We start from the raw sequence: 14716 nt of genomic DNA on the forward strand, positions 1-14716 counted from the left end.
CTACATCATGAAAATGTATACTACACCAATTATTACATCGCCTTTTGATTCAATGGCTTGAATACTGATTCAGACCGCTTCTCCTCGAAAAATAATCCGAAATTCTTCTTTTATGGGGAGGCAAGGAGGAGCGAGGCCGACACTCACCACAGTCCCCCTCCCCATCAACCTCGAAAATTCCGGCAGGGCCGGAAAAATCTCCGGCCTCGCCCGAACCCTTCTATCTGGCCACGTTCACGGTTCGTTTCAAGTCAGCTCGCTCTCGACGTCATGGGTGCGCCAGTTCATTGCTTCCTGAATCCGACGCTGGACGGCTGCGGCGATTTCCTCAGGCGACTGATTGGCCCCGTTGATGGTGATGGGCGCATTGAAGCCTGAGACACCGGCCCCGCCATTCGGGTCGAACATGCCACCCGGTCTAGCAGGCGGCGGCGTGAACCGGATCGAGGAAGCCAGCCCCTGCGGCGTCTGCGTCGCCAGAGCCTTCGCCCGCTGATGGGCTGCATACTGGTCAGCGGCCTCCGAGCTATTGAACTGGTAGTGCAAGTGACCTCCGGTCGAGTGACGCGATGGATTGCGGTACTCATCGATGACCTTGAACATGTTCTCAGCCAAGCCAGCGGCCCGGAAAGCATTGCGAAGCTGCTCAGCCGCTTCCGCCGAGCGCGTGGGGTCTTTGATGGTGAAGTCACCAGCTAGACCAAGCGCATGCCTCGAATTCCGCCCCGCATGAAAGGCGTCATTGAAGCCGTTGAAGCGCCCAAGTCCACCTGCAATGCCGCTGCCGGTGATGGCCTGAGCCGCTGCGAGGACGCCGGCATGCGTCGCCCCGCCACCGAACGCCTGACCAAACCCGTTGCGAGGGTCCATCATGGCGGTGCCGCCACCACTAGTCTTCACCGGGATCATGCCAGCGGCGAGGCCGGACAAGTCCATGCTACCGCCTGCCATCGCTCCGCGTGCCTTCCCCAGCTCGCCGGGATGGTGTTTGAAGCCCTCCCATGCGCCTAGGCCTTGGTTGCGGGCGATCCACCCGGCCATCTGCCGCTGGACTTCCGGGGTGAACTTGGTCGACCCGGGATCGAGGCCCAAAGCTCGAGCTGCGTTCATCATCGTGTTGCCGACGATCTGGAAGGCACCCGATGCGCTGGACGTATTTTCCCACCGCGTGCCGTTGGCGAGCTGAGCGCGCCTCATGACAAGGCCGTGCTCCCGAACCTCGTTCAAGGTCATGTCGGTCAGGGTCTTCGCGGGCGAACCCCACCGCCCATAGCCGAGCACGGTGTTGTACGGGTCGCGCCCACCCTTCGCCGTCCCCTCCGCATTGATGATGGCATCGTACAGGCCAGCCCCCGGCGAGCCGGATGAATAGCCCCCGCCTAAGATACCCCTGCGCGTGAGGCCGCGAGGATTGAGGATGCCGTTACCGATGCTGCCGCCGCCGATGAAGGCAGAGCTGCCGCTGCCACCTGAGAAGCTACCGAAACCGCCGCCGCCCGTGAGGCCGGCAAGCTGAAAGCGTGCACCGATGCCATCCATGGTGGCGCTGATCTTTTCCGCCGACTGCTCAAGTCGACGTGCCGGGTTGGAATTCCTGAAGCCGGGCGGCAGTTCGCCAGCCTTGGCGCTGCTGATGCCGAAAAGCTCCCGAAGCGCCTTGCCGAGCGTTTCAAACGGTCCCTGCTGAGCCTTCTTGGCGTCATCGATCCTCTGCTTCCATTCCGGGTCTTTCGGCCCATTCCATGAGAAGTCCCAAAAGTCCGAAACGGCTTCCTTGCCCTTTTTGATCGCATCCCAGTTCATGATGGCGACGGCGAGCGCACCACCGACCAACATAACCCCGGCGAGGGACAGCGAGAGCGCCCCTGCTGCCGCGCCGCCGACCGCAGCGCCGCCACCAAGCAGACCAGCGAGGGCCGCAACGCGACGGATGGCGACGAACGACAAGACCGCGTTGGCGAGGCCAAGCAGAACAGTGCCGAACCCCGCCAGCAGATCGAAGGCGGGGCTGGCGATCCGTGCCGCCATACTGAAACCAAGCAGGCGAGCGGTCCATCGCCCGATACCTTCGGCGTCACCGCCGCCCGGCAGAGCCGAGAACAGCGTCTTGATTGACCGGCCGACATCCGCGAGGCCAGCAGCGAAGCCGCGAGCGGCCTTACCCCATGCCTCGACTGAGCCGGCATCGCCTTCGCCCGGCTTGCCGAACACGCCGTTGAGCATATCCGGCAGGCTCTTGAAGCCGAGGCCGTCGAGAAACCCCTGTCCCGCCGCTGCAAGGCGATCTCTGAGTCCGCCGTTGCGAAGAACGCCGACCCAACCGAGGAAATAGTCGCGAACCTGAGCGATGACGGGCGACAACAGCATGCCGGCCTCGCCAAGCACGTTGAGGAAGCCGACGCGGACTTGCTTGAACGCGAACATCAACTTGGTCCGGTGTAACTCCCAAACCGAGCTGATCGAGTCGAGCCCTTTGGCCTCTTTGGCGAGGCGCTGAGCTTCCCGAACGGTGCTCATGCCCGTCACCATGCGGCCCAGCTCCCCAGCCCACTCCCTTCCAGTCACCCATTGAAGCGCTTCATTCCGCTTTTGCGGGTCTTGGATTCGATTGAAGCGGTCCAAGAATTCGAAAATGAACGAGTCCGGGTCAGCCTTCTGCTGCGCGAGCATGTTCTGCAAGCTGCCATAGCCGAGTTGCCCGATGATCTTGCGCGCCTCTCTGGCATCATCACCATTTCGGCGCATGATCCGGGGTAGTTCCGCCAGCCGACTTGCCAAGAAGTCGAAGGCCCGCCCCGAAGACGCTGCCTCGTTGCCCAGCGACGTGGACGCCGCGCCGAAGGCAAGACCCGCCTCTTGAGACATGCCGAGCAATTGGGCCGCACCGGCACCGCGCCGCATGAAGGAAACCATTTTCTCCGGCGTCGTCGCCATAGAGGCGGCAAGGTGCTGGATGCCGTTCGCGACGGAGCGAATGCGATTGATGTCGAACGCCTTGCCCCCGGATGTCAGCAACGTGTTGACGGTGCCGAGGGTGTCTACCACCTGATCGAACGGGAGTTCCCACGCCTCGCTGACCTGCGTCGCGAGCGACGAGAATTCCTTCGCTCCTATGTCAGGAATCCCGACCTTGATCGCCTCGACATAGCTTCGCAGGAGATCGGCAGTCGTCACGCCAAGCTGCTGCGAGAGCGGCCCGGCCCAATCCTTGCGGAGCGCGGCGGCAGTATCCTTGCCGAGCTGGCCGTAAATGCGGGTGTTGATCTCGGCAGCATCAACCGCAACCTCAGACATGAGAGTCTTGCGAGCCGCGAGGGCAGCCGCACCGAAGCCGATGGCGCCGACCGTCCCGGCCGCTCGGGTGGATCTCCCGAAGCCGCTGGCTCCTTGATTGGCCGCTTCCCGTCCTCTGGACAGCGCAGTGCGGCCAGCAGCGGCCCTCTCGCGACCGAAGCGGCGCATGCTGGCCTGATGCTCCCGCTCGGCCTGTGCAGCCTCTCTATCGCGTTGACGGCTCATGCGAAGGGCGAAGCCCAGCCGAGCCTTGTCATAGTCGAGCGCTGCTGCCTGTTGGCGAACATGGACACGGGCGGCTGTCTGGCTGATCTGGCTGCCCCGGACGATTTCCGCATTAAGGCGACGACGAGCATCGCGAGCGGATTTCATCTCAGCGGCCTGTCGGCGCACTTGATCCGCGATGTCTCGGTGATCGTCAGCAACATGCTGCAATCTCTTGGTTAGCTCAGTTCCGACGTTGACGGCGAAAGCTTTCTTGATGGACGCGGTCAGAGCATCAACGTCCCGCTTGAGCTGACGAATGACGGGACTGGCTTCATTGGTTGCTGTTAGTCTGGCTTTGACTTCGATTTCTTCGGACATGTCTTTTCTCTGGTCGCGCCTGATTTTTGACGCGAACTTGCGTGGGGACTTTGGATTTGAGGGGTGGGGTCGAAATGGACCCCTTTTGCTGGTCGCAAGTGTAGGAGGGTAGGTACCCGAAAGGGTGGCCCCTTCCTCAGAAAAAAATCGACACTTGCTTGAATTCAAACACCACTACCGCGCAAAAGAAGAGGTAATGGATTGATTTCAGATATAAATCTGATGCCTTGAGCAGAATTTCCGCTTGCATCAATACAAATTGCTTCAAGAAATTGGATGTGTATTTGTTGATATTGCAATCATGCACGGAGATGCCGACGCCTATGCCTGTGACGACATTAATCAATTCGATGGAGACTACCTGCCGCCTGCTGAGCGCGTTCGCGAAGGACCAGCCGCCCGGCAGCGACCTTCACCTTGTGGCCGATGATGCACTTGAGGCGAGCTATGCCTGTCTCGACCGGCTGGCGCTGAGCCTGCCGCCAGAGCCCAAGCCTGCCCCTGATCTCACCTGAGGGAGACGCAGGCACCGCCGCTGACGTACGTTCCAGTTGGACAGGCGACGCCGGGGAGCTTCGGCGTCGCCTTTTTCGTGTCCGTGGCAAACGCCTCGCAACAGTCGCCCGAAGCGAAGTATCCCGAGGGGCAGAAGCCTGTCTTGACGATGCGATCCCTGCCGTTCTTGGGCGTGCAGTAGCCCGCCGCCTCACCAACCGAGAGCGCTAGCAGTAGGGCAATCACGATCATGACCGGGCGAACGTTCATGGCCTCAAAATACCGATTGACGGGGCAATGTGGAGTCCGTTACGTTTGTAGCAACGAACGTAGATGAAAGCGTAACAGATGGCTGAGGGCAAATTCGTCGCATATTACCGCGTCTCGACCGCCCGGCAGGGACGCTCTGGCCTCGGACTCGAAGCGCAAAAGGAAGCCGTTCGCTCGCACCTCAATGGCGGCAACTGGAATCTCGTTGCCGAGGTTGTCGAGATTGAGAGCGGCAAGCGCTCGGATCGCCCGAAGCTGGCGGAAGCTCTCCGACTTTGCCGCCTGCACAACGCCGTGCTCATCATCGCCAAATTGGACCGGCTGGCGCGCAACGTGGCGTTCATTTCGAACCTGATGGAGTCGGGCGTCGAATTCGTCGCGGTCGATTTCCCGCAGGCGAACCGACTGACGGTCCATATCCTTGCCGCTGTTGCCGAGCATGAGGCCAAGGCCATTTCCATCCGCACCAAGGACGCTCTGGCAGCCGCAAAGGCTCGTGGCGTCACGTTGGGCGGGGATCGTGGCAACCTGCCGGCCGTTGCCGCTCAGGGCCGCGCCGTGAGCCTCCGGGTGCGGCAGGAGAAGGCCAGCAGCCGCGTTGCCGATCTTTCTCCCATCATTGCGGAGATCAAGGAGGCTGGCGCTGCCTCGCTGCGGGAGATCGCCAGAGCTTTGAATGAACGCAACATCCCGACGACACGCGGCGGCTCTTGGAGTGCCGTGCAGGTCAGTCGACTCTTGGAGAAAAGCAATTGACCGGAAGGCTTGCAGATAGGCGCCGGATGCTCGCGGCGGCCGAGGATTTCGGCCTGACCAGCCAGAGCCTCGGGGATTGGCATTTCGATGACGATGAAGCCACCCATATCCATGAGGCAGGACACGCGGTCGCCGCCTCGCTCCTAGGCTTGCCCTTCGATCATGTGTCAATCGAGGCTAACGACGCCGCACGGTCCAATGGGCGCGTCATGCTCCATGCCCCGCCGCATCATTGGCTGCATGGATCAATTGCCGCCGATGTTGATCGTGGATTGAACGGCTGCATTCAGCTCATGGCCGGCATGGCTGCACAGTTGCGATGGCAAGGCGATGGGGCAGACCTCGAATCCGCAGGTGCAGGAGATCGGCAGCAGCTCAGCATGGTCAGCATGTTTGCTGCGGCAATGATGAACCCTTCGGGAGGCCGAAAGACCGCCGCATCGCCAGAGGCGCAGGCAATCCAGCGATGGGCGTGGCGTGAGGCCTGCCTGATGATGACGAACCCACGCGTTTGGCGGGCTGTCCAAGCCCTAGGATTTCATTTGCTTGAGCATGAAACCGCAACCGAGAGCGAGGTTGCGGAGATCGTGGCGGCAGAGAGGGTTCGATACCGGCCGAAGCGATTTCGTCCCTTGGCAACGATAGAACAATGACCAGGGCATTGCTTTGCGACGCTGGACCCCCCTCCGGGCCTTGACGCCGCAGACGGCTGCCCCTGAGGTTCGTCCCTATAGAATCGTGGGGCGAAGCATGGACCTGTCTCAACTACTGACGGCAATAAAGACTGGCCGGGCATGGCTCCATATCGCGGCCGGTGCCCTGCTAGTGTTGATGGCAGTTGCCGCCTTCGTCAGCCCGTCCGGGGCGTGGCCGCTGTCTGTCGCGGCAATCGTCTGCATGTTTTTGGCGAACACGGACAAATTTAGCGAGATATCCGCGTCAACCAGCGGAGTTTCCGCAACCCTCCGAGAAGCAAAAGACAAGATTCAAGACTTAAACAAACTCATTGAAATAATGTCTGAAGCTCAATTATTCTCACTTCAGGCGCACGGAAGAATTTTCGATCCAGAGATGTTGAACAGAGATCACTTCTTTGATCGAATTATTGGTATCATGAAGGACGCAGGTATTGAAGAAGAACGAATTCTTGAAATCAGAAAACACAATTGGGACTATTTTGTTAAATCAGATTACATTCATTCAATCCTTGGCGGTTCAATAATTCCTCATCCGACGGGCCATGAATACGATAAAATCAGAGAAGAATGGAAGAAACTGCGGAATTTCTACGATCAACCTAGCCCCGCTCAAGTGAGAGAATTCCTTGTGAAGGTAGGTGAAGACGATCCCAAGAAGCTCGCGCTGATGGATGCGTTGGAAAAATACTGTGAAACCCTAGAGCATCCTGACAAAGAGCTTTGGAAGAAAAGGAACAAGGTGACGCACATCAACATCAAAAATGCTGCGCTGGCTTCATCTCCGCAGACGTGATCTGGCCCCATTTCCTTTCAGCAGCTAGCCTTCGCGGATGCGTGAACGAATCCTGTCAGAAATCAAACGCCTTGCGGCTGAGAATGGCGGCAAGGCTCTTGGCCGGCAAGCATTCGAAGCGGCCACCGGCATTCGCTATCATGAGTGGTATGGCGTCTATTGGGCGCGTTGGGGCGACGCCGTTACGGAAGCTGGCCTGAGCCCCAACGTCATGCAAAAGCGCCTCGATAGAGACGCTATACTGCGGGAGATTGCGCAGGCCGCCCGGCACTTCGGCAAGGTGCCGACGCATGGCGAGCTTCGCATTTTCGGGCGAGGTAAGCCCGGTTTCCCGTCGCATACCACGATTTCAACCGCCCTCAGTGGGATCATGCTCGCCGAAGCTCTACGCGAGTGGATCGGGACGAACCCGGAGTTCGCGGACATTGCGGCCTTCCTACCGGAAACACCTGCCGCACCCGCGCCGCGCCCATCTCGCCGGCCGGCTGACGGTTCGGTCTACCTCATTCAATCGGGCGCTCACTACAAGATCGGGCGCAGTGACGAACTTGAGCGCCGCGTAAAGGAAATCAGGATCGCGCTTCCAGACAAGGCCGAGCTTGTGCACGTCATTGCGACGGATGATCCGGCAGGGATCGAAGCCTATTGGCATCGGAGGTTCGGCGATCGGCGCGCGAATGGTGAGTGGTTCAAACTAACCGGTTCCGATGTCGCGGCATTCAAGAGGCGACGCTTTCAGTAGGCTGTCAGCTTCGGGCCAAAGACGCCAGCGGTTGCATCGGGTATCCATTCCGATACGTCAACGATTCCGGCCTGCCACGACCAAGGGAATGCCTACCGTGATGTTACTGCTTGCATCCGCACTGATCCTCGCCACGTCTGCCGCAACCGCTCAGACCGTTCCAAAGTTCAAGAAGGACACACCATACACGCAGGTTAGGGCGCAGCTTCTGCGGGCCGGCTTCCTAGCAGAGCAGCTTCCCGCCGCTGAGAACGATCGCTGTGCCCCCGGTCGCACCGACGTGTGCGCGACGTTCCCGGAGACGCGCTGGTGCCTCGGGACTGGTAAGGCGACCTGCGAATTCGTCCTTCGCAATCCGCGTGGCGGCCTGATCCAAGTCACCACGCAGGGCGAAAGCGACGACCCCGCCGTCCAGTCCGTCAAGCGGATGACGGACCGCGAGATCTCAGGACTACTGGCGGAGTGAGCAATCAGAGCGGTTGCCAGTGATACCTTGCGGTGGTACATCACGGGCTCATTTTTGGCCGAAAAACCCTTTAGAATCAGATCGCAAGGCAGATGCTGAGGGATTTCAATCCTCTCTCGCAGCACCAGCCTTCGTCGCACTCTCGACATGCTCCACATCGCGACGTGACGCCATGCGTCGTTACGGGCTGGCGGATTCGCGCCTTTGGGATACCCTTCCGCTACAAGCTGCCGGCCAACGGCGCGGATGAGCGGAGCCCGGCGCTCCGACGGGGAGAGAACGGTTCGGTCGATGACTTCGCCTGATCGCCAAGGCCATGACGTCCAGTCCTTCGAACATCCCGGATCGGGCCGCAGGCGCGCCCGATCGACGCCGAAGGGGCGGCAGGTCGAGCCTCGTGCCCTCGACGAGATCGTAGCGCTTCTCGGCGCGCGCCCGCGCCGTCGGGACCTGCTGATCGAGCACCTCCACCTGATCCAGGACCGCTACCACCAGATTTCCGCAGCGCATCTGGCAGCCCTCGCCGAGGAGATGAGGCTGTCCTTCGCCGAGGTCTTCGAGACGGCGACCTTCTATGCCCATTTCGACGTCGTGAAGGAGGGCGATGCGCCGATCCCGCCGCTCACCGTGCGGGTCTGCGACAGCCTGACCTGCGAGATGCACGGCTCGCGGGCGCTGCATGACGGCCTCGACAAAATGGTCGACCCCGGCGCGCGCGTGGTCAGGGCGCCCTGCCTCGGCCTCTGCGATCACGCTCCGGTGGCGGAGGTCGGCCACCATTTCATCCATGAGGCGACCCCGCAGACGGTGCTGGCGGCGATTGCGGCGAGCGACACGCATCCGCATATGACGGATTATGTCGACTACGATGCCTATCGCGCTGGCGGCGGCTATCGCCTGCTGGAATCCCTGCGAGCGGGCGAACGCAGCAGCGAAACGATCCTCGCCGCGCTCGACGATGCCGGGCTGCGCGGGCTCGGCGGTGCGGGCTTCCCGGCGGGGCGCAAATGGCGCGCCGTGCGCGGCGAACCCGGGCCAAGGCTGATGGCCGTCAATGCCGACGAAGGCGAGCCCGGCACCTTCAAGGATCGCCACTATCTGAACACCGACCCGCACCGCTTTCTCGAGGGCGCGCTGATCGGCGCGCATGTCGTCGAGGCGAGCGAGGTCTACATCTATCTGCGCGACGAATATCCGCTGGCGCGCGAAATCCTCACGCGCGAGATCACCAGGCTGCCGCCAGGCGGCCCGGTGATCCATCTGCGTCGCGGCGCGGGCGCCTATATCTGCGGCGAGGAATCGGCTCTGCTCGAGAGCATCGAGGGCAAGCGCGGTCTGCCACGCCACAAGCCGCCCTTCCCGTTCCAGGTCGGGCTCTTTGGCCGGCCGACCCTGATCAACAATGTCGAGACGCTCTACTGGGTCCGCGACATCGTCGAGAAGGGCGGGGGCTGGTGGGCCTCGCACGGCCGCAATGGCCGCACGGGCCTGCGCAGCTATTCCGTCTCCGGCCGCGTCAGGAGCCCGGGTGTCAAACTGGCGCCGGCCGGCGTCACCATCCGCGAGTTGATCGAGGAATTCTGCGGCGGCATGCAGGAGGGCCACCGCTTCCATGCCTATCTGCCGGGCGGCGCGTCGGGCGGCATCCTGCCGGCGACGATGGACGACCTCCCGCTCGATTTCGGCACGCTCGAGAAGCATGGCTGCTTCATCGGTTCGGCCGCGGTCATCGTCCTGTCCGACCAGGACGACATGCGCGCGGCGGCGCTGAACCTGATGCGTTTTTTCGAGGACGAGAGCTGCGGCCAGTGCACGCCCTGCCGGGTCGGCACGCAGAAAGCGGTGATGCTGATGCAGCGGCCGGTCTGGGACCAGGAGCTTCTGGGCGAACTCTCGCAGGCGATGCGCGATGCGTCGATCTGCGGACTCGGCCAGGCGGCCTCGAACCCGCTAGCCTGCGTGATGCGCTACTTCCCCGAGGAATTCATGACGACGGAAGCGGCGGAATGAACGAAGGCATCGTCTTCGAGCTGAACGGCGCGCGTGTCGAAGCCGGCCACGGCGAGACCATCTGGCAGGTGGCGCGACGGCTCGGCACCGAGATCCCGCATCTGTGCTACTCGCCCGCACCGGACTACCGAGCCGACGGCAATTGCCGGGCCTGCATGGTCGAGATCGAGGGCGAGCGCGTGCTCGCCGCCTCCTGCATGCGCAAGCCGGCCGTCGGCATGAAGGTCCACACCGGGACGGAGCGGGCCGAGAAGGCCCGCAGGATGGTGATGGAACTGCTGGTCGCTGACCAGCCGGCGCGCGCAACCGCGCATGATCCCACCTCTAAATTCTGGAACTGGGCCGAGAGGACCGGCGTCACCGAAAGCCGCTTCCCGGCGGTCGAGCGCTGGCCTTCGGATGTCAGCCACACCGCAATGAGCGTCAATCTCGATGCCTGCATCCAGTGCGGCCTGTGCGTACGCGCCTGCCGCGAGGTCCAGGTTAACGACGTGATCGGCATGGCCTATCGCGGCGCCGGCTCCAAGATCGTCTTCGATTTCGGCGATCCGATGGGCCAGTCTACCTGCGTCGCCTGCGGCGAATGCGTGCAGGCCTGCCCGACCGGGGCGCTGATGCCCTCGACCTTCCTCGACACCAACCAGACCCGCACGGTCTGGCCCGACAGGACCGTCGACTCGCTTTGTCCCTATTGCGGCGTCGGCTGCCAGGTCTCGTACAACGTCAAGGACGAGAGGATCGTCTATGCGGAGGGACGCGACGGGCCGGCCAACCACAACCGCCTCTGCGTCAAGGGCCGCTTCGGCTTCGACTATATCCACCATCCGCACCGCCTGACCAAGCCGCTGGTGCGCCTGCCCAACATGCGGAAGGATGCGACCGACCAGGTCGACCCGGCCAATCCCTGGACACATTTTCGCGAAGCCTCATGGGAGGAGGCGCTCGACCTCGCGGCGGAGGGGCTGACGCGCATTCGTGACGACAAGGGGCGCAAGGCGCTCGCCGGCTTCGGCTCCGCCAAGGGTTCGAACGAAGAGGCCTATCTGTTCCAGAAGCTGGTGCGGACCGGCTTCGGCTCGAACAATGTCGATCATTGCACCAGGCTGTGCCACGCCTCTTCCGTCGCCGCGCTGATGGAAGGCGTCAATTCGGGGGCTGTCACGGCGCCGTTCTCGGCTGCGCTCGACGCCGAGGTCATCATCGTGATCGGCGCGAATCCGACGATCAATCACCCGGTCGCCGCGACCTTCATGAAGAACGCCGCGAAGAAGGGCGCGAAGCTGGTCATCATGGACCCGCGACGGCAGGCCTTGTCACGCCATGCCTGGCGGCATCTGGCCTTCAAGCCCGGCAGCGACGTCGCGATGCTGAACGCAATGCTGCACACGATCATCGGCGAGGGGCTGACCGACGAGCAGTACATCGCCGGCTATACCGAGGGCTATGAGCGGCTGAAGGAGAGCATCCAGGCCTTCCCGCCGGAGAAGATGGAAGCCGTCTGCGGCATCCCGGCTGGGACGTTGAAGGAGGTTGCTCGCGCCTATGCCCGCTCGCGCGCCTCGATCATCTTCTGGGGCATGGGGATCAGCCAGCACATCCACGGCACCGACAATGCCCGCTGCCTGATCGCGCTCGCCATGGTCACCGGCCAGATCGGCCGGCCGGGCACGGGCCTGCATCCGCTGCGCGGGCAGAACAACGTCCAGGGCGCTTCCGATGCCGGCCTGATCCCGATGGTCTATCCCGACTACCAGTCGGTCGAGAAGGCTGAGGTCCGCGCGACCTTCGAGGAGCTCTGGGACCAGCCGCTCGATCCGAAGAAGGGCCTGACCGTCGTCGAGATCATGAACGCGATCCATGCCGGCGAGATCGCGGGCATGTATATCGAGGGCGAGAACCCGGCGATGTCGGACCCCGACCTCAACCATGCGCGCGGCGCGCTGGCCAAGCTCGATCATCTCGTCGTGCAGGACCTGTTCCTGACGGAGACGGCCTTCCATGCCGATGTCGTGCTGCCGGCCTCTGCCTTCACCGAGAAGGTCGGGACCTTCACCAATACCGACCGGCGCGTGCAGATGGCCCGCCAGGTCGTGCGACCGCCCGGTGAGGCGAAGCAGGATTGGTGGATCATCCAGGAGATCGCCCGGCGCATGGGCTGCAACTGGCATTATGCCGGCCCCGCCGACGTCTTCGCGGAGATGGCAATGGCGATGCCGTCGTTCCGCAACATCACCTGGGAGCGACTGGAGCGCGAAGGCGCGGTGACCTATCCGGTCGATGGGCCGGACCAGCCGGGCAGCGAGATCATCTTCGCGCAGGGCTTCCCGACCGAGACGGGACGCGCCCGGATCGTGCCGGCCGGCATCGTGGCGCCCGACGAAGTGCCCGACGACGCCTATCCGATGGTGCTGTCGACCGGGCGCGTGCTCGAACATTGGCATACGGGCTCAATGACGCGGCGCGCCGGCGTGCTCGACGATCTGGAGCCCGAGGCGGTCGCGCTGATGTCGCCACGCGACCTCGGGCGGCTCGGCCTCGCGCCCGGCGGGCTGGTCCGGCTGGAAACGCGTCGCGGCGCGGTCGCGCTCAAGGTGCGCTCGGACCGGGACGTGCCCGAGAACATGGTGTTCCTGCCGTTCTGCTATGCCGAGGCCGCCGCGAACCTGCTGACCAATCCGGCGCTCGATCCGGTCGGCAGGATCCCCGAGTTCAAGTTCTGCGCGGTTCGGGCGCAAGCCGTAAGCTGAAACCGCCGCACTCAGTACTTGATCACGCCGAAGCGTCGGAAGGCGTCATGAATGCGATCGGCATAGGCGTTGAAGCTCGGATAATCGCCGAGATGGGCCGGGCGCGGACGCGGCAGTTCGATCGCGATCTCGTCGACGACGCGACCTGGCGTCGGCGACATCACCAGCACGCGATCCGAGAGGCCGATCGCCTCCTCGATCGAATGGGTGATGAAGACCACGGTCTTGCCGGTCTCCAGCCAGAGCATTTCGAGGTCGTGGCGGATCTGCGTGCGGGTGATCGCATCGAGCGCGCCGAACGGCTCGTCCATCATCAGCACGCTCGGATCATGAATCAGCGCACGCGCGATCGAGACGCGCTGGCGCATGCCGCCGGAGAGCTGCTTGGGATAGCGGTTCACCGCATGGCTGATACCGAGCTTGGCGAAGAGCTCGAGCGCGCGCTGTCTCGCCGGTTCGAGCGGCAGGTGCCGGATCTCGGCCTGCAGCATCACGTTTTCCAGCGCCGTCCTGAATTCGAGCAGCAGATGGTCCTGGAAGACGATGCCGATATCGGTCAGCGGTGAGGTCAGGGCCTCGCCATCGACGAGAAGCTCGCCGGTGGTGACCGGGATGAGCCCCGCCGCCATCAGCATGAAGGTGCTCTTGCCGCAGCCCGAAGGTCCGATCAGGCTGACGAACTCCCCGCTCCTGATGTCCAAGTTGAGACCGTCGACGGCCGTGAAGCCGCCAAAGGTCTTGACGATGCCGCGCCCGGTGATGGACGCGGCGCTTTTCCCCATGCTGGCGGCGCCTGCGCTCGTGCTGACGGCAAGTTCGGTCACGTCGTCCTCACGAACACGCCGCAGCCGAGGCCGGCAGCAGTTCGGTGCTGTAGTAGTCGGTGATCGGCTTGTCTTTGGGCAGGCCGAGATACTGGGTCAGCAGCTCGTAGCTGACGGTCCAGTTCTTTTCCGGGACCTTGCCGAGCGAGGTGGCACCCGGCGCGCAGAGCAGCTTGTTGACGACGTCGAACTGGGCCAGAACCTGCGCCTTCTTCACCGCAGGGAACTGCGCAACGACGGCGTCTGCAGCTGCATCGGGGTTCTTGCGGGCGGCGTCCCAGCCCTGCAGGCTCGCCTCGACGAATTTCTTGTAGAGTTCCGCATCGGCCTTGATCCGGTCGTCGCGGGCGATGATCGAAAGGCCAACCGTCGGCACACCGACGTCGCGATAGAAGATGTCGGTGACCTTGAAGCCGCGCTCGCGGATCTGGATCGAGTGGAAATCGGCACCGCCGAGGATGGCGTCGACCTTCTTTTCCAGAAGCGCGCCGACGAAGGCGGCGGGATCGATGGCGATGACGTCGACCTTGCTCTTGTCGATCTGGTTGCTGGCGAGGATGGCCTCCAGCAGGATCGTCTGCGCCGTGCCGGGCTGGACAGCGACCTTCTTGCCGACGAGGTCCTTGGGCGAGGCGATGCCGCTCTCGGCCAGCGAGATGATGGCGAAGCCGTTGGTCTGGAGCACCGGCGCGACGATCTTCACCGGCGCGCCCTTGCTGCGCAGTTGCATCGCGGCGGGCGCATCGGCGAAGCCGACATCCGCCTGACCGGTGGCGACCATCTGGGCGGTGGTGCCGGAGCCCTTGCCCTCCTCGATCGTCAGGTTGATGCCGGCCTTCTCGTAGAGCCCCATCTGCTTGGCCATCATGAAGCCTGCATTGGGGGCTGCGGCGAGGAAGTTCAGCGTTATCTTCATCGGCTTGCCGACGCCCTGCGCGAATGCCGTACTCGTGCTCAGCGCCAGCAGGGTGGCGGCGGTGATCAGACTGCGTCGGTTCATGGCCTTCATCCTCCCAGATGTCCCGGTTGAGCCCGG

General features: G+C 62.9%; 11 protein-coding genes. 8 read left to right on the top strand and 3 right to left on the bottom strand.

Annotation, left to right across the window (positions count from 1 at the left end):
* Window positions 1-246: 246 nt before the first annotated feature.
* On the bottom strand, window positions 247-3879 hold the full coding sequence (locus AC1RMY_RS20640; protein WP_492867704.1) for a phage tail tape measure protein: 3633 nt from the start codon (window positions 3877-3879) through the stop codon (window positions 247-249).
* Between the two features lie 323 nt (window positions 3880-4202).
* Here AC1RMY_RS20640 and AC1RMY_RS20645 point away from each other — a divergent pair, with 323 nt between their 5' ends.
* The 8 genes from AC1RMY_RS20645 (at window position 4203) to fdhF (ending at window position 12856) form a co-directional block, all read left to right on the top strand.
* Complete coding sequence (locus AC1RMY_RS20645; RefSeq protein WP_492867705.1) at window positions 4203-4394, top strand: hypothetical protein; 192 nt, start codon at window positions 4203-4205, stop codon at window positions 4392-4394.
* A gap of 328 nt (window positions 4395-4722) precedes the next feature.
* Window positions 4723-5400, top strand: coding sequence for a recombinase family protein (locus tag AC1RMY_RS20650; RefSeq protein WP_492867706.1), 678 nt, complete (start codon window positions 4723-4725; stop codon window positions 5398-5400).
* Complete coding sequence (locus tag AC1RMY_RS20655; protein ID WP_492867708.1) at window positions 5397-6053, top strand: hypothetical protein; 657 nt, start codon at window positions 5397-5399, stop codon at window positions 6051-6053. The genes AC1RMY_RS20650 and AC1RMY_RS20655 overlap by 4 nt, the downstream gene beginning before the upstream one ends.
* Before the next feature lie 97 nt (window positions 6054-6150).
* Entirely contained in the window at window positions 6151-6891 is a 741-nt protein-coding gene (locus AC1RMY_RS20660) for a hypothetical protein (RefSeq protein WP_492867710.1), read from the top strand.
* Between the two features lie 37 nt (window positions 6892-6928).
* Complete coding sequence (locus AC1RMY_RS20665) at window positions 6929-7633, top strand: GIY-YIG nuclease family protein (RefSeq protein WP_492867712.1); 705 nt, start codon at window positions 6929-6931, stop codon at window positions 7631-7633.
* Between the two features lie 100 nt (window positions 7634-7733).
* Entirely contained in the window at window positions 7734-8099 is a 366-nt protein-coding gene (locus tag AC1RMY_RS20670) for a hypothetical protein (protein WP_492867713.1), read from the top strand.
* Between the two features lie 291 nt (window positions 8100-8390).
* Window positions 8391-10109 carry an NAD(P)H-dependent oxidoreductase subunit E gene (locus tag AC1RMY_RS20675; RefSeq protein ID WP_492867715.1) on the top strand — a complete coding sequence of 573 codons (1719 nt, stop codon included), beginning with the start codon at window positions 8391-8393 and terminating at the stop codon, window positions 10107-10109.
* Window positions 10106-12856, top strand: coding sequence for a formate dehydrogenase subunit alpha (gene fdhF / locus AC1RMY_RS20680; protein WP_492867716.1), 2751 nt, complete (start codon window positions 10106-10108; stop codon window positions 12854-12856). Before AC1RMY_RS20675 ends, fdhF begins: the two co-directional genes overlap by 4 nt.
* Window positions 12857-12867: 11 nt before the next feature.
* Here the strand turns inward: fdhF and AC1RMY_RS20685 are convergent, their stop codons facing one another.
* Window positions 12868-13680 carry an ABC transporter ATP-binding protein gene (locus AC1RMY_RS20685; RefSeq protein WP_492867717.1) on the bottom strand — a complete coding sequence of 271 codons (813 nt, stop codon included), beginning with the start codon at window positions 13678-13680 and terminating at the stop codon, window positions 12868-12870.
* 7 nt (window positions 13681-13687) lie between these two features.
* Window positions 13688-14680 carry an ABC transporter substrate-binding protein gene (locus AC1RMY_RS20690; protein ID WP_492867719.1) on the bottom strand — a complete coding sequence of 331 codons (993 nt, stop codon included), beginning with the start codon at window positions 14678-14680 and terminating at the stop codon, window positions 13688-13690.
* Between the last annotated feature and the right edge of the window lie 36 nt (window positions 14681-14716).

This window comes from Allobosea sp. GW822-FHT03F07, from assembly GCF_058801345.1.

What these genes read in the sequence shown, in the direction of transcription:
- AC1RMY_RS20650 (WP_492867706.1), top strand. Translation starts at nt 4,723, where the DNA reads ATGGCTGAGGGCAAATTCGTCGCATATTACCGCGTCTCGACCGCCCGG.
- AC1RMY_RS20645 (WP_492867705.1), top strand. Translation starts at nt 4,203, where the DNA reads ATGCCTGTGACGACATTAATCAATTCGATGGAGACTACCTGCCGCCTG.
- AC1RMY_RS20690 (WP_492867719.1), bottom strand. Translation starts at nt 14,680, where the DNA reads ATGAACCGACGCAGTCTGATCACCGCCGCCACCCTGCTGGCGCTGAGC.
- AC1RMY_RS20665 (WP_492867712.1), top strand. Translation starts at nt 6,929, where the DNA reads ATGCGTGAACGAATCCTGTCAGAAATCAAACGCCTTGCGGCTGAGAAT.
- fdhF (WP_492867716.1), top strand. Translation starts at nt 10,106, where the DNA reads ATGAACGAAGGCATCGTCTTCGAGCTGAACGGCGCGCGTGTCGAAGCC.
- AC1RMY_RS20660 (WP_492867710.1), top strand. Translation starts at nt 6,151, where the DNA reads ATGGACCTGTCTCAACTACTGACGGCAATAAAGACTGGCCGGGCATGG.
- AC1RMY_RS20675 (WP_492867715.1), top strand. Translation starts at nt 8,391, where the DNA reads ATGACTTCGCCTGATCGCCAAGGCCATGACGTCCAGTCCTTCGAACAT.
- AC1RMY_RS20670 (WP_492867713.1), top strand. Translation starts at nt 7,734, where the DNA reads ATGTTACTGCTTGCATCCGCACTGATCCTCGCCACGTCTGCCGCAACC.
- AC1RMY_RS20640 (WP_492867704.1), bottom strand. Translation starts at nt 3,879, where the DNA reads ATGTCCGAAGAAATCGAAGTCAAAGCCAGACTAACAGCAACCAATGAA.